Source organism: Agromyces sp. NDB4Y10 (assembly GCF_001620055.1).
Lineage (GTDB): Bacteria > Actinomycetota > Actinomycetes > Actinomycetales > Microbacteriaceae > Agromyces > Agromyces indicus.
Window position 1 is genome coordinate 167,668 of the sequence record NZ_LQGY01000028.1, and the last position, 17,786, is coordinate 185,453.

At 73.6% G+C, this 17,786-nt stretch carries 20 protein-coding genes; 12 read left to right on the plus strand and 8 right to left on the minus strand.

Features of this window, described 5'->3' with window-relative positions; all coding sequences use genetic code 11:
• The first annotated feature begins 24 nt into the window (after positions 1 to 24).
• The 7 genes from hemQ to AVP42_RS07815 all read left to right on the plus strand — a co-directional run bounded on the left by hemQ (position 25) and on the right by AVP42_RS07815 (position 6,806).
• Positions 25 to 762, plus strand: coding sequence for a hydrogen peroxide-dependent heme synthase (gene hemQ, locus AVP42_RS07785; RefSeq protein WP_067947755.1), 738 nt, complete (start codon positions 25 to 27; stop codon positions 760 to 762).
• Positions 762 to 1,985, plus strand: a complete 1,224-nt coding sequence (locus tag AVP42_RS07790; RefSeq protein ID WP_067947757.1) for a ferrochelatase — start codon at positions 762 to 764, stop codon at positions 1,983 to 1,985. Before hemQ ends, AVP42_RS07790 begins: the two co-directional genes overlap by 1 nt.
• Entirely contained in the window at positions 1,982 to 2,944 is a 963-nt protein-coding gene (hemC, locus tag AVP42_RS07795; RefSeq protein WP_067947760.1) for a hydroxymethylbilane synthase, read from the plus strand. The genes AVP42_RS07790 and hemC overlap by 4 nt, the downstream gene beginning before the upstream one ends.
• A gap of 14 nt (positions 2,945 to 2,958) precedes the next feature.
• Entirely contained in the window at positions 2,959 to 3,756 is a 798-nt protein-coding gene (locus AVP42_RS07800) for a uroporphyrinogen-III synthase (protein WP_067947850.1), read from the plus strand.
• Between the two features lie 84 nt (positions 3,757 to 3,840).
• A complete protein-coding gene (gene hemB, locus AVP42_RS07805) occupies positions 3,841 to 4,836 on the plus strand; it encodes a porphobilinogen synthase (RefSeq protein ID WP_067947762.1) in 996 nt (331 codons plus the stop codon).
• The gene (hemL, locus tag AVP42_RS07810; RefSeq protein ID WP_067947766.1) at positions 4,833 to 6,167 is read left to right on the plus strand and encodes a glutamate-1-semialdehyde 2,1-aminomutase; all 1,335 of its coding nucleotides are present in this window, start codon (positions 4,833 to 4,835) and stop codon (positions 6,165 to 6,167) included. Before hemB ends, hemL begins: the two co-directional genes overlap by 4 nt.
• Before the next feature lie 192 nt (positions 6,168 to 6,359).
• The gene (locus tag AVP42_RS07815) at positions 6,360 to 6,806 is read left to right on the plus strand and encodes a hypothetical protein (protein ID WP_197466984.1); all 447 of its coding nucleotides are present in this window, start codon (positions 6,360 to 6,362) and stop codon (positions 6,804 to 6,806) included.
• A gap of 33 nt (positions 6,807 to 6,839) precedes the next feature.
• Here the strand turns inward: AVP42_RS07815 and AVP42_RS07820 are convergent, their stop codons facing one another.
• The 5 genes from AVP42_RS07820 to AVP42_RS07840 all read right to left on the minus strand — a co-directional run bounded on the left by AVP42_RS07820 (position 6,840) and on the right by AVP42_RS07840 (position 11,125).
• The gene (locus AVP42_RS07820; RefSeq protein WP_067947768.1) at positions 6,840 to 7,232 is read right to left on the minus strand and encodes a DUF1304 domain-containing protein; all 393 of its coding nucleotides are present in this window, start codon (positions 7,230 to 7,232) and stop codon (positions 6,840 to 6,842) included.
• Positions 7,233 to 7,305: 73 nt separating this feature from the next.
• Positions 7,306 to 8,136 carry an ABC transporter permease gene (locus tag AVP42_RS07825; RefSeq protein ID WP_067947770.1) on the minus strand — a complete coding sequence of 277 codons (831 nt, stop codon included), beginning with the start codon at positions 8,134 to 8,136 and terminating at the stop codon, positions 7,306 to 7,308.
• On the minus strand, positions 8,136 to 9,032 hold the full coding sequence (locus AVP42_RS07830; protein ID WP_067947771.1) for an ATP-binding cassette domain-containing protein: 897 nt from the start codon (positions 9,030 to 9,032) through the stop codon (positions 8,136 to 8,138). The genes AVP42_RS07825 and AVP42_RS07830 overlap by 1 nt, the downstream gene beginning before the upstream one ends.
• A gap of 85 nt (positions 9,033 to 9,117) precedes the next feature.
• A complete protein-coding gene (locus AVP42_RS07835; RefSeq protein ID WP_067947774.1) occupies positions 9,118 to 9,894 on the minus strand; it encodes an isocitrate lyase/phosphoenolpyruvate mutase family protein in 777 nt (258 codons plus the stop codon).
• A 19-nt stretch (positions 9,895 to 9,913) separates the two neighbouring features.
• The gene (locus AVP42_RS07840; protein WP_067947776.1) at positions 9,914 to 11,125 is read right to left on the minus strand and encodes a cysteine desulfurase-like protein; all 1,212 of its coding nucleotides are present in this window, start codon (positions 11,123 to 11,125) and stop codon (positions 9,914 to 9,916) included.
• A gap of 49 nt (positions 11,126 to 11,174) precedes the next feature.
• Between AVP42_RS07840 and AVP42_RS07845 the strand changes: the two genes are divergently transcribed.
• From AVP42_RS07845 to AVP42_RS07855, 3 genes are read left to right on the plus strand one after another with little or no spacing between them, the layout of a single operon-like run.
• Positions 11,175 to 12,071 (plus strand): LssY C-terminal domain-containing protein, encoded by an 897-nt coding sequence (locus tag AVP42_RS07845; RefSeq protein WP_082847085.1) that lies wholly within the window; start codon positions 11,175 to 11,177, stop codon positions 12,069 to 12,071.
• Positions 12,068 to 12,670, plus strand: coding sequence for a hypothetical protein (locus AVP42_RS07850; protein WP_067947778.1), 603 nt, complete (start codon positions 12,068 to 12,070; stop codon positions 12,668 to 12,670). Before AVP42_RS07845 ends, AVP42_RS07850 begins: the two co-directional genes overlap by 4 nt.
• A gap of 9 nt (positions 12,671 to 12,679) precedes the next feature.
• The gene (locus AVP42_RS07855; protein ID WP_067947780.1) at positions 12,680 to 13,804 is read left to right on the plus strand and encodes a serine hydrolase; all 1,125 of its coding nucleotides are present in this window, start codon (positions 12,680 to 12,682) and stop codon (positions 13,802 to 13,804) included.
• 25 nt (positions 13,805 to 13,829) lie between these two features.
• Here AVP42_RS07855 and AVP42_RS07860 read toward each other — a convergent pair whose 3' ends face one another.
• The gene (locus tag AVP42_RS07860) at positions 13,830 to 14,729 is read right to left on the minus strand and encodes a rhodanese-related sulfurtransferase (RefSeq protein WP_067947782.1); all 900 of its coding nucleotides are present in this window, start codon (positions 14,727 to 14,729) and stop codon (positions 13,830 to 13,832) included.
• A 120-nt stretch (positions 14,730 to 14,849) separates the two neighbouring features.
• Between AVP42_RS07860 and AVP42_RS07865 the strand changes: the two genes are divergently transcribed.
• Positions 14,850 to 15,386, plus strand: coding sequence for a YbhB/YbcL family Raf kinase inhibitor-like protein (locus AVP42_RS07865; protein WP_067947784.1), 537 nt, complete (start codon positions 14,850 to 14,852; stop codon positions 15,384 to 15,386).
• Between the two features lie 65 nt (positions 15,387 to 15,451).
• Here AVP42_RS07865 and AVP42_RS07870 read toward each other — a convergent pair whose 3' ends face one another.
• Both AVP42_RS07870 and AVP42_RS07875 read right to left on the minus strand, forming a co-directional pair.
• Positions 15,452 to 16,132 carry a LysE family translocator gene (locus tag AVP42_RS07870; protein ID WP_067947786.1) on the minus strand — a complete coding sequence of 227 codons (681 nt, stop codon included), beginning with the start codon at positions 16,130 to 16,132 and terminating at the stop codon, positions 15,452 to 15,454.
• A 47-nt stretch (positions 16,133 to 16,179) separates the two neighbouring features.
• On the minus strand, positions 16,180 to 16,563 hold the full coding sequence (locus AVP42_RS07875; RefSeq protein ID WP_067947787.1) for a glyoxalase/bleomycin resistance/extradiol dioxygenase family protein: 384 nt from the start codon (positions 16,561 to 16,563) through the stop codon (positions 16,180 to 16,182).
• A 56-nt stretch (positions 16,564 to 16,619) separates the two neighbouring features.
• Here AVP42_RS07875 and AVP42_RS07880 point away from each other — a divergent pair, with 56 nt between their 5' ends.
• A complete protein-coding gene (locus AVP42_RS07880; protein WP_067947789.1) occupies positions 16,620 to 17,708 on the plus strand; it encodes an enoyl-CoA hydratase/isomerase family protein in 1,089 nt (362 codons plus the stop codon).
• Positions 17,709 to 17,786: the final 78 nt, after the last annotated feature.

Genomic DNA, 17,786 nt, shown 5'->3' on the forward strand with positions numbered 1-17,786 from the left:
AGGTTGCAGGGGGAGGATAGGGACATGTCTTCCCCCGCTGCCGAAGGGGCAGCCGACGCGCCCCGACCCGAAACCGCCGACGAGCAGACGTACGAGGGCTACACCCTCTTCGCCGTGCTCCGGAAGGACCCAGCTCGACCCGACGACCTCGACGGCCGCGACGTCCCGCGGTTCGTCGACGAGCTCGACGGCGTGATCAACCTCGTCCAGGACGAGGGCGTCGTCGTGCGCGGCATCTACGACGTCTCCGGCCTCCGCGCCGACGCCGACGTCATGGTGTGGCTGCACGGGCCGACCGCCGAGGGACTCCAGTGGGCGCTGCGCGAGCTGCGGCGCGCCAGGCTGTTCCGCGCGCTGCTGCCCACGTGGAACGCGATGGGCGTGCACCGCGACGCCGAGTTCAACAAGGCGCACGTGCCCGGCTTCCTCCGCGGCGTCGAGCCCAGGGCGTGGCTGACGATCTACCCCTTCGTCCGCAGCTACGAGTGGTACCTGCTGCCGCCCGAGGAGCGCGGCCGCATGCTCGCCGAGCACGGGCGGAAGGGCGCCGCGTTCCGCGGGGTCATCGCCAACACCGTCTCGGCGTTCTCGCTCGGCGACTACGAGTGGCTGCTGCCCATGGAGTCCGACGAGCTCACCGACCTGGTCGACATGATGCGCGACCTGCGCGCCACCGACGCCCGTCGTCACGTGCGCGACGAACTGCCGTTCTACACCGGTCGACGCATCACGACCGCCGAACTCGTGGAGGTACTGCAGTAATGGCCGCGACGAACATCGGGCGCAAGCCCGCTCCCGCGACCTCGGCATACTGCGCACCGGGCGCCGTCGTGCCCGGTGCGACCGCGCCCGCCCGGTCCGGACCCGAGCACGTCGAGGAGCCCGTCGCGTACGACGCGATCCTCCTCGCCGGCTTCGGCGGGCCCGAGGGGCAGGACGACGTCATCCCGTTCCTGCGCAACGTCACGCGCGGCCGCGGCATCCCCGACGAGCGCCTCGAGGAGGTCGCCCACCACTACCGCCACTTCGGCGGCGTGAGCCCGATCAACGAGCACAACCGCCAGCTGAAGGCGGCGCTCGAGGCCGAGCTCGCGGGCCGCGGCATCGACCTGCCGGTGATCTGGGGCAACCGCAACTGGGACCCGTACCTCAACGACGCGGTCCGCGAGGCGAACGAGCGCGGGTACACCAAGCTCATCGCGATCGCCACGAGCGCCTACAGCTCGTACTCGAGCTGCCGCCAGTACCGCGAGGACTACGCCGACGCGCTCGAGGACACGGGCCTCGGCGAGGTCATCGAGATCGACAAGGTGCGCCAGTTCTTCGACCACCCCGGCTTCGTGACGCCGTTCGTCGAGGGCCTGCGCGACGGGCTCGCGAAGCTCGAGGCCGAGCACCCGGGGCTGAACCGCACGACCGAGGTCGAGGTGCTGTTCGCCACGCACTCCATCCCGACGGCGGATGCCGCGAAGTCGGGCCCCGCCGAGCGCGGGTTCGGCGAGGGCGGCGCGTACGCGGCGCAGCACCTCGCGGTCGCCGAGGTCGTCATGCGCGAGGCCGGCGCCGCCGACGTGCCGTGGCAGCTCGTCTACCAGTCGCGGTCCGGGCCCCCCTCGCAGCCGTGGCTCGAGCCCGACGTGAACGACGCGATCGCCGAGCTGCCCGCGGCGGGCCGCAAGGCCGTCGTGATCGTGCCCCTCGGGTTCGTGAGCGACCACATGGAGGTCATGTGGGACCTCGACGAGGAGGCGATGGAGACGGCCGAGGAGCACGGGCTCGCCGCCGTCCGCGTCCCGACGCCCGGCGTGCACCCCGCGTACGTCGCCGGCCTCGTCGACCTCGTGCTCGAGCGCGTGAACGGCACGCCCGCCGCCGACCGCCCGCACCTGACCGACCTCGGGCCCTGGTACGACACGTGCCGCCCCGGCTGCTGCGAGAACGTGCGCCTCGGCTTCAAGCCGGCGCTCGCGGGGATCGCGCCGTGAGTCCTGCGCGCGACGTGATCCGGGTGGGCACGCGGGGCAGCGCCCTCGCCCTCGCTCAGACCCGGCAGATCGCCGAGCGGCTCGGTGCGGCGGCCGACGCCGACATCGAGATCGTGACGGTCACGACCCAGGGCGACACGTCGCGCGCGTCGCTGCAGCAGATCGGCGGCACCGGAGTGTTCGCCGCGGCCCTGCGCGAGGCGCTCGTCGCGGGGGAGTGCGACGTGGTCGTGCACTCGCTGAAGGACCTGCCGACGGGCGAGCACCCCGACCTGCGCCTCGGCGCCGTGCCCAAGCGCGCCGACGCGCGCGACAGCCTGTGCGCGCGCGACGGGCTCGCGCTCGCCGACCTGCCCGAGGGGGCCCGCATCGGCACCGGCTCGCCGCGCCGCATCGCGCAGCTCGGGCAGGCCCGACCCGACGTGGTCGCGGTCGACGTGCGCGGCAACATCGACACGCGCCTCGGCTTCGTCGAGCAGGGCGAACTCGAAGCGGTGCTGCTCGCATCGGCCGGCCTGCAGCGGTTGGGTCGAGCGGATGCCGCGACCGAGCGCTTCGAGCTCGCCGACTGGCCCACGGCGCCGGGCCAGGGCGCGCTCGCGCTCGAGGTCCGTCGCGAGCGCGGACCGCGCCACCTGGAGCGCGGACTCGAGGCCGTCGACCACGCGTCGACGAGGGCCACGGTGCTCGCCGAGCGGCTGGTGCTCGCGGGTCTCGAGGCCGGGTGCGCCGCGCCCATCGGCGCGACCGCGTTCATCGAGGACGAACTTCTGTTCCTCACGGCGACGGTGTACAGTGCCGACGGGACGCGGTGGTTGACGAGTTCGCACGCCGCGACCCCCGAAAGCCGCTCGGCCGCCGATCTGGCGGACGCGGCCCGCGATGTCGCAGAACGCGCCGTCGCGGAACTCCTCGGCAACGGCGCCGCCGACCTCGCACCTGCCCTGGAGTCGCCGTGACCGAATTCGAACCGATGACCGGCCCCCTCCATCTGCCCGGCGCAGATGGATCCAAGCCGCTCGCCGGTTGGCGCGTGCTCGTGCCGCGCGGCGGACCCTGGGGCGACTCGGTCGCCGGGTCGCTGCGGGCGCGCGGCGCGTCGCCGATCATCGCGCCGATGATCAACTTCGCGCCGACCGACGACCAGCCGGCGCTCGAGGCGGCGCTCGCGAAGCTCGCTGCGGGCGGCTTCGACTGGGTCACCGTCACGAGCGCGACGACGGTCGACGTGCTCTCCTCGTACGGCGCGGTCATCCCGGAGTCGACGAAGGTCGCCGCGGTGGGCGAGACCACCGCGGCCGCCCTCGTCGCGGCCGGTTACCGCGCCGACATCGTTCCCAGCGAAGACAATTCCGCTCGGGGTCTCCTCGAGGAGTGGGAGGCCGCGACCGAGGGCGTGAAGCCGTTGCGGGTGCTCGCGCTCCGCTCGGCGATCGCGAAGCAGGTGCTCTCGGTGGGGCTCGAGCGCATCGGGCACCACGTCGAGGCGGTCGTCGCGTACCGCACCGTCGGCGTCCCGGTCGCGCAGAAGGTCGTCGACGACGTGCGCGCCGGCAAGGTGGACGCGATCCTCGTCACGTCGGGCAGCGTCGCCGAGCAGGTGCAGGCGCAGCTCGGCCCCATCCCCGAGCGCACGCTCGTCGCCGCCATCGGCCCGCAGACCCAGAAGGATGCCGCCAAGCTCGGCCTCCGCGTCGACGTCGTCGCCGCCGAGCGCAGCGCCGAGTCCCTCATCGAGGCGGTCGTGCACGCCGCCACGCAGACGGTCTAATCCCGCGCCATCCGCTCGCCCGCGCCATCCGTGCACGAGTCCGTGCCCACCGAGCGTCCAGCCGGGCGCGCGTAGGCTTGGCGGGTGACTTCCGCACCCGCCCCCCGCGTGCGACCCCGGCGCCTCCGCGAGACGCCGGCCCTCCGCCGCCTCGTCTCCGAGACCCGCCTCGACCCGGCCGAGCTCGTGCTGCCGATCTTCGTCCGCGAGGGCGTCGACGAGCCGCTGCCGATCGCCTCGATGCCCGGCGTCGTGCAGCACTCGCTCGACTCGGTGAAGCAGGCGGTGACGGATGCCGCGGCCGCGGGCGTCGGCGGCGTGATGCTGTTCGGCGTCCCGGAGACGCGCGATGCGGCGGGCTCGTGCGGCGTCGATCCCGAGGGCATCCTCAACGTCGCCACGCGCGTCGTGGCCGACGAGGTCGGCGACGCGCTCGTCGTGCAGACCGACCTGTGCCTCGACGAGTTCACCGACCACGGCCACTGCGGCGTGCTCGACGCGCTCGGCCGCGTCGACAACGACGCGACGCTCGAGCGCTACCGCGAGATGGCGCTCGTGCAGGCGGCGTCCGGATCGCAGCTCCTCGGCCTCTCCGGGATGATGGACGGCCAGGTCGCCGCGGTGCGCGAGGCGCTCGACGGCGCCGGCTTCGCGCACACCGCGATCCTCGCGTACTCGGCCAAGTACGCCTCGGCGTTCTACGGCCCCTTCCGCGACGCGGTCGAGTCGACCCTCGAGGGCGACCGCCGCACGTACCAGCTCGACCCCGGCAACCGCCGCGAGGGCCTCCGCGAGGCGATGATCGACATCGACGAGGGCGCCGACGTCGTGATGGTCAAGCCCGCGGGCTCGTACCTCGACGTGCTGGCGGATGTCGCCGCCGCGAGCGACGTCCCGGTCTGGGCGTACCAGGTGTCGGGCGAGTACGCGATGATCGAGGCCGCTGCGATGCACGGCTGGATCGACCGCCGTCGTGCGGTGATCGAGTCGGTCCGCGGCATCCGTCGTGCCGGTGCCGATGCCGTGCTGACCTACTGGGCGACCGAGCTCGCCGGATGGATCCGGGAGGGGATCGAATGACCACCGCCACGCAGACCAACGCCGACCTGTTCGCCCGCGCGCAGGCGGCCATTCCTGGCGGCGTGAACTCGCCCGTGCGCGCGTTCCGCTCGGTCGGCGGCACACCGCGCTTCCTCGTCTCGGCGCGCGGACCGTACGTGACCGACGCCGAGGGACGCGAGTACGTCGACCTCGTCGCCGGCTGGGGTCCCGCGATCCTCGGCCACGCGCACCCCGAGGTGATCGCCGCCGTGCAGGAGGCCGCGGCGCGCGGCCTGTCCTTCGGCGCGTCGACGCCCGTCGAGACCGAGCTGGCCGAGCTCATCGAGCAGCGCGTGGCGCCGATCGAGAAGCTGCGCCTGGTGTCGACGGGCACCGAGGCGACGATGAGCGCCATCCGGCTCGCCCGCGGCTTCACCGGCCGCGACCTGCTCGTGAAGTTCTCGGGCCACTACCACGGCCACTCCGACGGGCTGCTCGCCGAGGCCGGCTCGGGTCTCGCGACGTTCGCGCTGCCCGGTTCCGCGGGCGTGCCCGCCGAGGTCGCCGCGCTCACGCTCGTCGTGCCGTACAACGACCTCGACGCCCTGCGCGCGGTGTTCGCCGAGCACGGCGACCGCATCGCGGCGGTCATCACCGAGGCCGCCGCCGCGAACATGGGCGTCGTCCCGCCGCTGCCCGGCTTCAACCGCGCGCTCGTCGAGCTCGCGCACGCGCACGGCGCGCTCGTCATCAGCGACGAGGTGCTCACCGGGTTCCGGGTCTCGAAGGCCGGCTGGTGGGGCCTCGAGGCCGAGACGGATGCCGCGTACACGCCCGACCTCGTCACGTTCGGCAAGGTCGTGGGCGGCGGCATGCCCGTCGCGGCGCTCGGCGGTCGCGCCGAGATCATGGAGCGGCTCGCGCCGCTCGGCCCGGTCTACCAGGCGGGCACGCTCTCCGGGAACCCGGTCGCCGTCACGGCCGGCGTCACCACGCTGCGGCTCGCCGACGACGCGGTCTACGCCCGGCTCGACGAGGTCGCGGCGCTGCTGCAGCGCGAGGTCTCCGCGGCGCTCGCCGCCGAAGGCGTCGCGCACGTGGTGCAGACGGCCGGCAACCTGTTCAGCTTCCTGTTCGGCGACGCGGTCGCGGGCGGCGCGCGCGACTACGCGGGCGTGCTGGCGCAGGAGTCGTGGCGTTACCCGCCGTTCTTCCACGCGATGCTCGAGGCCGGCGTCTCGCTGCCGCCGAGCGTCTTCGAGGCGTGGTTCGTCACGGCCGCGCACGACGACGCGGCGGTCTCGCGGATCCTCGACGCCCTTCCCGCCGCAGCCCGCGCCGCGGCATCCGCTCGCCCCCCGCACCTCTGACCCACACCCCGTTCTCAGGAGTTCTGCGGCGGGTCGCCGCGGCGACCGGCGTGTCGTCCTGAGAACGGCGCGATTCGGTACCGCGGGTCCTGAGAACGGGGCAGCGGTGGTCGGGTTCGTGCACGAAACGGATGTCGCGTTTGTGGAGCGTCGACGACGCGACCGGGATGACCGTCGGGCAGGATGGAACATATGGCCAACCTCCGCGTGCACAACGACCGGCTCGAGGTCCACCTCACGCCGGCCGAGAAGACGCTCGCGATGCGGTCGGCCGACGTCATCGTCCAGCGCGACGACATCCGCTCGGCCACCATCACCGACGACCCGTGGATCTGGATCCGCGGCATCCGTCGTCGCGGCAGCGAGGTGCCCCTGGTGCTCGCGGTCGGCGTCTGGAAGACGCACGGCGGCAGCGACTTCGTGCTCGTCAAGCGCAAGCGGCAGGCGATCGTGCTCGAGCTCTCCGGGGGCGAGTTCGCGCGACTCGTGCTGAGCACCAGCCGCGCGGCCGAGCTCATCGACCGGCTGAAGGTCGGCATGCCCGTCGTCGCCGATGCCGACGGGGCCGAGGAGGCCGAGCCCGCCGAGCACCACGTGCCGAGCGAGGTCTTCGCCGAGGAGGAGACCAGCGGCGACTGAGCCGCGGCGACCGAGCCGCGCCGTCCGCGGGGCTCAGACGAACAGGAACAGCAGGAACGCGATGAGCGGGAGCGTGCCCTGGATGAGCGCCGGCCGCAGGTAGCCGGGCCCGGTCGTCGTCAGCACCACCGCCGCCGCGGTCATCGACGCGGTGGTGAAGAGCACGAGCGCGCGCCCCGCGTACGGCAGCCCCGCCCAGAACAGCAGGGCCAGCCCCCCCAGGGCGCCCACGGCGAGGAACAGGTTGTAGAAGCCCTGGTTGTACGCCATCGGCCGCAGCACCTCGGCCTGCTCGGGCGTGCGCACGCCGAACGCCCGCCACGTCGACGGATGCGACCACCGGATGCTCTCGAGCACGAAGATCCAGACGTGCAGCAGCGCCGCGAGCACGACGACGATCGTCGCGGCGACCTGGAGGAACCCCATGGCCGGATGCTACGCCCACGAGGGCCTGCGCGGCACGCGCCCCGAGGGCGGGGCGCGCACGACCGGGTGATCGTCAGGACACGTCGCGACGCCAGGTGGTCAGGCCGCCGAGCACCGTCGCGACCACGGCGATGCCGAGCAGCACGAGCCCGCCCTGCCACCACTCGAGCGTCTCGACCGCGCCCATGCCCGCGACGCTGTAGAACGACGCGCCGACCAGTGCGTCACTCGCGGCGCCGGGCAGGTAGCGGCCGATCTCGGCCGTGACGTCGTTGAGGGATGCCGCGAGCCGCAGGATCGGCTCGACGAACTGCGTGAACGCGATCACGATCACGATCGCGGCGACCTGGTTCGGCACGAGCGCGCCGAGTCCGACGCCGATCGCCCCCCAGAGCGCCATGGCGAGGATGCCGCGGCCCACGAGCGCCCACGTGTCGGACGAGTCGAGCCCGGTCTCGAGGTCGAACGCGGCGAGGGCGGCGGCGCCCGCTCCGACCGAGGTCGCGAACCCGATGACGCCGAGGACGGCACCCATGACGAGCTGGGACGTGAACTTGCCGCCGAGGACCGTCGCGCGGTGCGGTTCGGCGAGGAAGGTGGCGGTGAGGGTGCGGTGCCGGAACTCGCCCGTGACCGCGAGGGCGCCGAGCAGCACGGGGAAGACGTACCCGACCGAGGACGCGAAGCTGTAGAGGAGCGGCGCGAGCTCCATCCCGGGCGGCATGGCGGTGCTGCCGCCGGCTTGCGCCGCGGCATCCGGGTTCTGCACCGTCCACCCGAGGAACGCGCCGAACCCGCCCGACATCACGGCCACGTAGGCGACGAGCACGAGCGCGAGCAGCCACCACATGCGCGTGGTGAGGACCTTCCGGAATTCCGCGGCGATCGAACGCACGAACGACATCACTCCTCACCCTCGCCCACGAGCGCGAGGAAGGAGTCCTCGAGGCCCGACGCCAACCGGTGCAGCGAACTCAGCTCCACGCCGCCCACGAAGGCGGCGTGCCCCACCACCCCCGGATCGGGCTCGTCGACGATCATCCCCTCGGGGCCCTCGGTGTAGTCGAGGCCGGCCTGGTCGAGCGCGGCGGCCAGCCGCAGGCGGTGCGGGGAGTCGACGACGGTGCGCGGCGCGACCTCGAGCTCGAGGCTCGCGAGCGATCCCGACTTCACGAGTCGACCGCGCGAGATGATGACGACCTCGTCGACCGACTGCTGCACCTCGCTCAGCAGGTGCGAGCTCACGAGGACCGTGCGGCCCTCGCGTGCGAGGCTCCGCAGGAACCCGCGGATCCACTTGATGCCCTCGGGGTCGAGCCCGTTGATGGGCTCGTCGAGCACGAGCACGCGTGGGTCGCCGAGCAGCGTCGTGGCCAGCGCGAGCCGCTGCCGCATGCCGAGCGAGAAGCCGCCCGCGCGGCGGTCGGCGAACTGGGACAGCCCCACCTGGGCGAGCACGTCGGGCACCCGGGCCGAGCGGATGCCGCCGGCGCTCGCCACGACGCGCAGGTGATCCCTCGCGGTGCGCCCCGGGTGGAACGCGGCGTCGAGCGCGGCCCCCACCGTCTCGAGCGGGCGCGGCAGGTCGCGGTAGCGGGTGCCGCCGAAGGTGGCCGTGCCCGCCGTGGGGCGCACGAGGCCGAGCAGCGCACGCAGCGTCGTCGTCTTGCCGGCGCCGTTCGGGCCGAGGAATCCCGTGACGCGCCCGGGTTCGACGGTGAACGAGAGGTCGTCGACCGCGGTCACCTGCCCGAAGCGCTTCGTGAGACCGCTGATCTCGATGGGGATGCCGTCGGCCATGCGCACTCCTCGGGTCGGGTGCGGCGCGCGTCCGTCGCGCGCCTCGGACAGACTATCGACACGGTCGCGCCGGGCCGCGCCGGCCTCAGGTGAGCGGGCGGATGCCGCTCGGGAGCACCCCGCCGCGGTAGAGGTACGCCGCGGCATCCTGCAACGACCCGAGCGCGAGGCGCTGCGGGTACGGCCCGTACGAGATGCGGGCCACGCCCAGCTCCTCGAGCCGCGCCGGCGGCGGGATCGACGGGAGTCCGATGACGCTGAGACGGCGCTCGCCGAGGCCGTCGACCAGCTCGGCGACGACGTCCTCGCCGAAGTCGCCCGGCACGAACACGCACGTGGCGCCCGCGTCGAGGTACGCGCGCCCCCGTTCGATCGCGTCGGCCATCCACACGTCGCGGGGACGGTCGTGGCCGCGCAGCCATGCGTCGGTGCGCGCGTTGAGCGCGAAGGGCACCCCCTCGGCCTCGGCCGCGGCGACGGCGGCCTCGACCGCGGCGACCGACTCCGCCAGCGGCCGCAGCTCGTCCTCGAGGTTGGCCCCGGCGACGCCGAGGCCCACGGCGCGACGGATCGTCTCGCCGGGGTCGCCGTACCCCGCCTCGAGGTCGGCGCTCACGGGGACGTCGACGGCGGCGGCGATCCGGCCGACCATGTCGAGCATCAGGTCGACGGGGATCCGCTCGCCGTCCGGGTAGCCGAACGTCGCGGCGATCGCGTGGCTCGCGGTGGCGAGCGCGTGGGTCTCGGGGAGCGCGGCGACCGTGCGGGCGCTCGCGACATCCCAGACGTTGACGACCTGGAGCAGACGCGGGTCGTCGTGGAGGCGCCGCAGCTCGGCGGCCGCCGCGGGGGAGGCGTTCATGGGACGAGGGTACGGCCGATCAGCCGAGCGCGGCAGTGAGGCTCGCGAGCAAGCGGTCGACGTCCGACTCGTCGGTGTACGGGGCGAGTCCGACGCGCAGCCCGCCCTCGTCGCCGAGGCCGAGGTGCCGGGACGCCTCGAGCGCGTAGAAGTTGCCGCTCGGCGCCAGCACGCGGTCGGCGGCGAGCCGCTGCGTGACCTCGGCCGCGGCGCGTCCCTCGAAGGTCATGAGCACGGTCGGCGTCCGCCGCTCGGCGCGCGAGCGCACGGTGACGGCGTCGAGGTCGTCGAGCCCGGCCCGGAGCCGGTCGGCGAGGGCGCGTTCGTGCTCGTGCAGCGCCGCGTACGACGTCGCCAGGCGGGCGCGGCGGGAGGCCGCGGCATCCGTCGCCTCGGGGTCGAGCGAGGCGAGCACGTCGACCGCGGCGGTCACGCCCGCGAGCAGCTCGTACGGCAGGGTGCCGAACTCGAACCGTTCGGGCACCGCGTTCGTCGACGGCAGCAGCTTGTCGGGCTCGATGGTCTCGAGCAGTTCGGGCCGGGCGACGAGCACCCCGCAGTGCGGGCCGAGGAACTTGTACGGCGAGCACGTGAAGAAGTCGGCGCCGAGCGTCACGACGTCGGGCAGTTCGTGCGCGGCGTAGTGCACGCCGTCGACGAAGAGCAGGGCGCCCGCGGCGTGCACGGCCGCGGCGATGGCGGGGATGTCGGGCATCGTGCCGATCAGGTTCGACGCGGCGGTCACCGCGACGAGCCGGGTGCGCGGCCCGAGCAGCGAGGCGATCGCCTCGACCGGCAGCTCGCCGGTCTCCGGGTCGAAGTCGGCCCACCGCACGGTCGCCCCGGCGCGCTCGGCGGCCTGCACCCACGGACGCACGTTCGAGTCGTGGTCGAGGCGCGTCACCACGACCTCGTCGCCGTCGCCCCAGTCGCGCGAGAGGTGCCGCGAGAAGTCGTACGCGAGCTGGGTCGCGCTGCGCCCGTGCACGACGCCCCGCGGGTGCGCGTTCACGAGGTCGGCGACCGCGAGGCGGAACGACGTCACGGCCTCCTCGGCGCGCACCTCCGACTCGCCGGTCATGCCCCGGTTCGACAGCGGGCCGGTGAGCACGGAGGCCACGGCCTCACCCACCTGCCGCGGGGTCTGCGTGCCGCCCGGGCCGTCGAACTGCGCCCACCCGTAGTCGAGCGCGGGGAACCAGGAGCGGATGCGGGCGACGTCGTAGGCCATGCGCCAGAGCCTAGGTCACGTGACCGGCGTCGGGGGTTAGCATGCACCCATGCAGGGGGCAGGGGAGTCGCCCGGACCGCGCGACGAGCGTCCGGCGCCCGACCTGCCGCCGCGGCTGTCGTTCACGGCGCTCCTCGACGGGTTCTTCTTCGTCTTCGCCGGTGCAGCCGCGGTGTGGCTCGCCTGGCTGCTGTTCCAGCAGTCGTTCGAGTTCGGCTGGTGGGGCATCGCGTTCTTCGTCGTGTTCTGGCTCGTCCTCGCGTACCTGGTGCTGCCCCGCCTGCACCGGATCCTCACGACGATCTACGTGCCCGACTACTTCATCGGCCGCACCCGCACGAGCGACGGGTTGCTCGGCGACCCGGTGAACATCGCGTTCGACGGGCCCGAGGCATCCGTGCACGCCGCCATGCGCGCCGCCGGGTGGACCCGCGCCGACGACATCACGCTCGCCTCCAGCTGGCGCATCGTCACCTCCACGCTCCGCCGCCGCAGCTACGACGAGGCGCCCGTGAGCCCGCTGTTCCTGTTCGGCCGCCAGCAGGACTTCGCCTACCAGCAGGAGGTCGAGGGCAACCCGGCCAGGCGCCACCACGTGCGCTTCTGGCGCACACCCGACGGCTGGCTGCTGCCCGGCGGGCTGCGCGTCGACTGGCTCGCCGCCGGCACCTTCGACCGCGCAGTCGGGTTCTCGCTGTTCACCCTGCAGGTCACGCACAAGATCGACGCCGACATCGACATCGAACGCGACCACATCGTCGCGTCGCTCACCGGCGCGGACGTCGGCGTGCGCGTGCGCGTCCTGCACGACTTCTCGACCGGCTACCACTCCCGCAACGGCGGCGGCGACACCATCCGCACCGACGGCGACTTGCCGGTGGTCGACGTGCGGGCGGCGCGGGTGACGGATGCCGCGGCATCCGTCGTCGGGGAGGCGACGCCGTGACGGCCGCGACCGGGCCCGACCTGCCCGTCGGGAAGCGCACCGCGTTCGAGCCGCCCGCGCGCCTCGCCGAGCACGAACCGCTGCAGCGACGGATGCGGCGGCCGGCGGCGACCTCGTTCGGGTCGGTGCTCGTGGTCCTGCGCGCGATCGCCGGCGCGATCTGGCTCGCCGCGGTGGTCCTGAACTGGTCGGCGGTCGAGCGCGAGTTCGACCTGCAGCTCGGGGGCGCGGCGGAGGCGGCGGCCTCGGACGTCGCGCGCTCCGTCGTCCTGCTCATCGGCGGCACGGTGCTGCTCATCGATCTCGTGCTCGCCGTGCTCATCTGGTTCGGCAGCAACTGGGCCCGCATCACCGTGATGCTCTTCGCGACCATCAACATCAGCGTCGCGGCGATCGACTCGTTCACGGGCGACACCGAGGTCACCATCCGGACCACCTTCCTGACCGTGGCGATCGACATCCTGATCCTGCTCGCGCTCTCGAGCCGGGACGCGCGCGCCTGGGCCCGGCTGCGGCGGCACGGGCGGCACGCCGCGGCCTCGCATCCCCGCCGGCCCGTCCGGGACGACCCTGAGGACGCGCCCGGGACGGCGTCGTAGGTTCTGCTGGTGCCCCACGCCTCCTCCTCCCGCCGCGACGCGCCGCGTCGCCCCGCCTCGACCGTCGTCCTCGCCTCCGCCCTCGTCGCCGCGCTCACCGCGCTCACCGCCTGCGCCGCAGACCCAGAGCCCAGCCCGCCGAGCCCGAGCGAAGCGGTCACGCCCACCGAGGACGCCGAGCTTCTGCGCGCCATCCGCCCGGCCTTCTCGGACCCGGAGGACGTCGTCGCGGTCGCCGTGGTCGACGGCGACCAACTGCGGACGGCCTTCATCGGCGCCGACGCCGACACGGCCTTCGAGATCGGATCGGTGAGCAAGACGTTCATCGGGCTGCTGCTCGCCGAGGCGGTCGACCGGGGCGAGGTCGCGCCCGACGATCCGATCGGCGAGTACCTCGAGCTCGGCGACGCCCCCGCGGCATCCGTCACCTTCGAGGAACTGGCCACGCACTCGTCGGGCCTGCCGACGTTCCCGAGCGACCCGGAATGGATGGCGTCGGTCGAGGAGGGGTTCTTCGCGGGCGAGGACGTGCTCGACGAGACCGTGCCGGAGCTGCTCGCCCTCGCCCGCGCCGAGCCGATCCCGCCCGACGCGCCGCCGCAGTACTCGAACCTCGGCGCCGCGCTCGCCGGCCAGGCCCTCGCGGCCGCCGCCGGGACCGACTACGCCACGCTGCTCGAGGAGCGCATCTTCGAGCCGCTCGGCCTCGAGACCGCGACCCTGCCCGTGGAGGACGACGAGGTCCCGGACGCCCTCGCACCCGGCTTCCTCGCCGACGGCCGACCGGCCGAGCCGTCGACGCTCGCGGCGTTCGCACCCGCCGGCGGCATCGTCGCGACCGTCGACGACCTCGCCGCGTATGCGCGCGGCGTCATCGACGGCCCGTTCGCCGACAGCCCGGCCCTCGAACCCGCCCAGGCGTGGGAGGGATCGGAGATGGGCTGGTTCTGGGTGCTCTCGACCGGGTACGACGGCCACGAGATCGCGTCCCACGGCGGCCTCACGGCCGGGTTCGGGGCGAGCCTCATGATCGACCGGACGGCCGGTCGTGCCGTGATCGTGCTCTCCAACGGCGGGGAGCCCGTGGACGCGCTCGCCGAGGATCTCATGGCGCGGGTCATCCGCGGCGACTGACGTCGGCGGCCCTGCAGAGCGCGGCTCAGGCGACGGATGCCGCGTGCCGGCCGCACGGCGCCGGCCCGCACGACGCGCAGCGGACGAGCTGCGTGCGGCACGCGGCATCCGTGCAGTTCACCGTCTGCTTCGTCGCGCCGCCGCAGCCCTCGCACACGCCGATGACCGCGGCGTGGTCGCTGAAGTCGACCGAGCCGCGCCCGTCGAACACGTACAGCGAGCCCTCCCAGAGGCCGTCGTCGCCGAAGCGCTCGCCGTAGCGCACGATGCCGCCCTCGAGCTGGTACACCTCGCCGAAGCCGCGACTCGCCATGAGGCTCGACAGCACCTCGCAACGGATGCCGCCGGTGCAGTAGGTCACGACCGGCCGGCCTTTGAGGTCGTCGTACCGGCCCGAGTCGAGCTCGGCGACGAAGTCGCGCGTCGTCTCGACGTCGGGCACCACCGCGCCGCGGAACCGGCCGATCGCCGCCTCGAGCGCGTTGCGGCCGTCGAAGAAGACCACCTCGTCGCCCCGCTCGGTCACGAGCTCGTGGAGCGCGTCGGGGCTCAGGTGCGTGCCGCCGCCGACGACGCCGGTCTCGTCGACGCGCAGCTCGCCGGGCGCCCCGAACGACACGATCTCGTCGCGCACCTTCACGCTGAGCCGGGGGAAGTCGAGGCTCCGGCCCTCGTCGTCGAGCCCCGTGCCCTCGCTCCACTTGAAGTCGATCGCCTTGAACGCCGGGTAGTCGCGCGTCTTCCGCACGTAGCGCTTGAGCGCGCCCATCTCGCCGCCGAGCGTGCCGTTCAGGCCGTCCTTCGAGATGAGGATGCGGCCGCGCAGGCCCAGCGACTCGGCGAGGTCGCGCTGCCACAGCCGCACCGCGTCGGGGTCGGCGAGGGGCGTGAACACGTAGAACAGCAGGATCTTGGCGAGCGGCACCGGCCGATCATAGGCGGGTTCGCTGAGCGGATGCCGCCCCGCGGCGCGTGCACGGCCCGAGCCGGACCCGCGGTCGTATCCTGACCGCGACGCCGACCACCCCCGACGAGGAGGATCGCGATGCTCGACGTGGACCCCTACGCTGCGTTGCAGAAGCTCCGGCCCGTGGGCTCGTTCACGGTCACGAGCACCGACTTCGACGACGGCGGGCCCCTCGCCCGGCCGCAGTGGAGCGCCGCCGCCGGCGGGGTCGACCGCTCGCCGCAGCTGTCGTGGTCGGGCTTCCCGGAGCGCACGCGCAGCTTCGCGGTCACGTGCCTCGACCCCGACGCGCCATCCGGTTCGGGATGGTGGCACTGGGCGGTCGCCAACCTGCCCGTGACCACCACGAGCCTCGAGGCGGGGGCGGGTGCCGCCGGTGGACCGCCGCTCCCCGCCGGGTCGCTGGTGCTCCGCAACGAGGACGGCGAGCGCGGCTTCGGCGGCGCCGCCCCGCCCCGCGGCACGGGCCTGCACCGCTACCTGTTCGTCGTCCACGCGCTCGACGTGCCGAGCCTCGAGCTCGACCCCGCGACCTCGCCCGCGATCCTCGGCAGCCGCTGCTTCTTCCACGGGCTCGCCCGCGGCATCCTGACCGGCACCGCCACCCGCGACTGACCGGCGCGCGTCCGGCCTGACCCCCTCACCCGGGACCCTCACATGGTTCCGGAGCGCGGAGACGGTCAGCTCTTGTTGCCGGAGAGCGCGAGCGCGCCGCCGAGGCCGATCATCATCACGCCGCCGGTCGCCGACAGCTTCGACATGCGGGCGGGGCGCCGCGCGAACCAGTCGCGCGCGGTGCCGGCCGCGAGCGCCCAGGCGCCGTCGAAGGCCAGGGCGATGACGGCGAACACCGAGCCGAGCAGGGCGAGTTGCAGCGGGATGGCACCCGAGCCGTAGTCGACGAACTGCGGCAGCACCGCGACGAAGAACACGATCGACTTGGGGTTGGTCACGCCCACCGTGGCGCTCTCGAGCAGGACCCGACGCGTCGAGAACCCGTGTCGCGTCGCGCGACCGGCGGCCGTCGGTCGGGTGCCGGCCTCCGCGGCCTCGCGGAGTGCGGTCACCGACGCGTGGCGATGACGGATCGTCTGCACGCCCAGGTAGACCAGGTAGGCGGCGCCCGCGAGCTTCACCGCGGTGAACGCCGCCGCCGACTGCGCGACGAGGGCGCCGACGCCCGCGGCGACGAGGGCGATCTGCAGCAGCACGCCGAGGAGGTTGCCGACCACGCTCACGAGTCCGCCGACGCGCCCCAGCGCCATCGAGCGGCCGATCACGAACAGCACGCTCGGACCGGGCACGGCGATCAGCAGCGCCGATGCGGCGGCGAACGCGGCCACGTTCTCGAGAGGGAGCATGCAGGGATGCTACTCGCGCGAGGCGGGGCCGTCGACGGTCGGGGCCGCTACTCCTCCTCGGGCTGCGGCTGGATGGCGCGCGCCAGCCGGACGCGCGTGCCGAACGGGTCGGCGACCATCGACATCCGCTCGCCCCACGGGGTGTCGTCGGGTTGCTCGACGACCGGGTAGCCCGCGCGAGCCAGGGCGGCGGTCGTCTCGTCGACGTCGTCGACGTAGAACCAGAGCAGCATGCCCGCACCCTCGCCGGCCGTCGCACCCTCGGCGAGACCCAGTCCGAGCTGCGCCGACCCGGCCTGCAGCGTCACGAAGACCGGGTCGCCCTCGGTCGGGTAGCGGTAGACCACCGTCGTGCCGAGCGCGTCGTGGTAGAAGCGCATCGCGGCATCCATGTCGGGCACCTCGACGATGGGGAACGCGGATTCGATCATGACCCCTCCTGCGCCCGACGCTACGCGGCCCCGACCGATGCCGCTAGCGTTGCAGGGTGACCGAGCACATCTCCGCGACCGTCGCCGACGGGGTCGGGCGCCTCACCTTGCAGCGCCCGCAGGCGCTGAACGCGCTGAGCTACGAGATGATCCGCTCGATCAGCGCCGTCTTCGACGCGTGGCGGTACGACCCCGAGGTCGCGATGGTCGTGCTCGACGGAGCGGGCGAGCGTGGGTTCTGCGCCGGCGGCGACGTCCGCGAGCTCTACGGGTACACGACGGGCGGCCACGCGGCCGAGGCGCTGCGGTTCTTCCGCGACGAGTACCGACTGAACGCGACCATCGCCCGCTACCCGAAGCCGGTCGTGGCCATCATGGACGGCATCACCATGGGCGGCGGCATCGGCCTCGCCGGGCACGCGTCGATCCGCATCGTCACCGAGCGGTCGCGGGTCGCCATGCCCGAGACGCGCATCGGCTTCACGCCCGACGTCGGCGGATCGTGGCTGCTCGGCCGCGCCCCCGGCGAACTCGGCGTGCACCTGGCGCTGAACTCGCGCACGATGGACGCCGCCGACGCGATGCACGCCGGCTTCGCCGACGCCTACGTGCCGTCCGACCGCATCCCGCACCTGCTGCAGGCCCTCGAGGAGCGCGCCGACCCGGGCACGCCGTGGGAGATCGTGATGCTCTTCGACGAGACGCCCGGCCCGTCGGCGCTCGCCGCGGCGCGTCCGTGGGTCGACGCGTGCTATTCGGCGCCGACGGTCGCCGACATCATCGAGCGCCTGCGGGCGTTCGCCGAGGGGCGAGCGGATGCCGCGGCCGCCGCCTACGCGGCCGGCGCCGCCGACGAGCTCGAGGCCCTCTCGCCGACCGCACTCACCGTGACGCTCGAGGCGGTGCGACGGGCTCGGACGCTGCGTTCCCTCGAGGAGGCGCTCGAGCAGGAGTTCCGGGCCGTGTCGTGGTTCATCGGGGAGCACGACCTGCACGAGGGCATCCGTGCGCAGGTCATCGACAAGGACCGCAACCCGAAGTGGGACCCGCCCACGCTCGACGGCGTGCCGGCCGGGCTCGCCGAGCGCGTGCTCACCGAGCAACTGCACGAGCCGGTGTGGCCCGCGGCCACGGTGGTCGAGTAGCCGCGCGAACCCCTCCGCTGGTCGAGTAGCCGCGCGAAGCCCGTCGCTGGTCGAGTAGCCGCGCGAAGCCGGCGTACC

What these genes read in the sequence shown, in the direction of transcription:
- AVP42_RS07815 (WP_197466984.1), top strand. Translation starts at nt 6,360, where the DNA reads ATGGCCAACCTCCGCGTGCACAACGACCGGCTCGAGGTCCACCTCACG.
- AVP42_RS07840 (WP_067947776.1), bottom strand. Translation starts at nt 11,125, where the DNA reads ATGGCCTACGACGTCGCCCGCATCCGCTCCTGGTTCCCCGCGCTCGAC.
- AVP42_RS07835 (WP_067947774.1), bottom strand. Translation starts at nt 9,894, where the DNA reads ATGAACGCCTCCCCCGCGGCGGCCGCCGAGCTGCGGCGCCTCCACGAC.
- AVP42_RS07830 (WP_067947771.1), bottom strand. Translation starts at nt 9,032, where the DNA reads ATGGCCGACGGCATCCCCATCGAGATCAGCGGTCTCACGAAGCGCTTC.
- AVP42_RS07820 (WP_067947768.1), bottom strand. Translation starts at nt 7,232, where the DNA reads ATGGGGTTCCTCCAGGTCGCCGCGACGATCGTCGTCGTGCTCGCGGCG.
- AVP42_RS07870 (WP_067947786.1), bottom strand. Translation starts at nt 16,132, where the DNA reads ATGCTCCCTCTCGAGAACGTGGCCGCGTTCGCCGCCGCATCGGCGCTG.
- AVP42_RS07790 (WP_067947757.1), top strand. Translation starts at nt 762, where the DNA reads ATGGCCGCGACGAACATCGGGCGCAAGCCCGCTCCCGCGACCTCGGCA.
- hemL (WP_067947766.1), top strand. Translation starts at nt 4,833, where the DNA reads ATGACCACCGCCACGCAGACCAACGCCGACCTGTTCGCCCGCGCGCAG.
- hemQ (WP_067947755.1), top strand. Translation starts at nt 25, where the DNA reads ATGTCTTCCCCCGCTGCCGAAGGGGCAGCCGACGCGCCCCGACCCGAA.
- AVP42_RS07825 (WP_067947770.1), bottom strand. Translation starts at nt 8,136, where the DNA reads ATGTCGTTCGTGCGTTCGATCGCCGCGGAATTCCGGAAGGTCCTCACC.
- AVP42_RS07875 (WP_067947787.1), bottom strand. Translation starts at nt 16,563, where the DNA reads ATGATCGAATCCGCGTTCCCCATCGTCGAGGTGCCCGACATGGATGCC.
- AVP42_RS07845 (WP_082847085.1), top strand. Translation starts at nt 11,175, where the DNA reads ATGCAGGGGGCAGGGGAGTCGCCCGGACCGCGCGACGAGCGTCCGGCG.
- AVP42_RS07865 (WP_067947784.1), top strand. Translation starts at nt 14,850, where the DNA reads ATGCTCGACGTGGACCCCTACGCTGCGTTGCAGAAGCTCCGGCCCGTG.
- AVP42_RS07800 (WP_067947850.1), top strand. Translation starts at nt 2,959, where the DNA reads ATGACCGGCCCCCTCCATCTGCCCGGCGCAGATGGATCCAAGCCGCTC.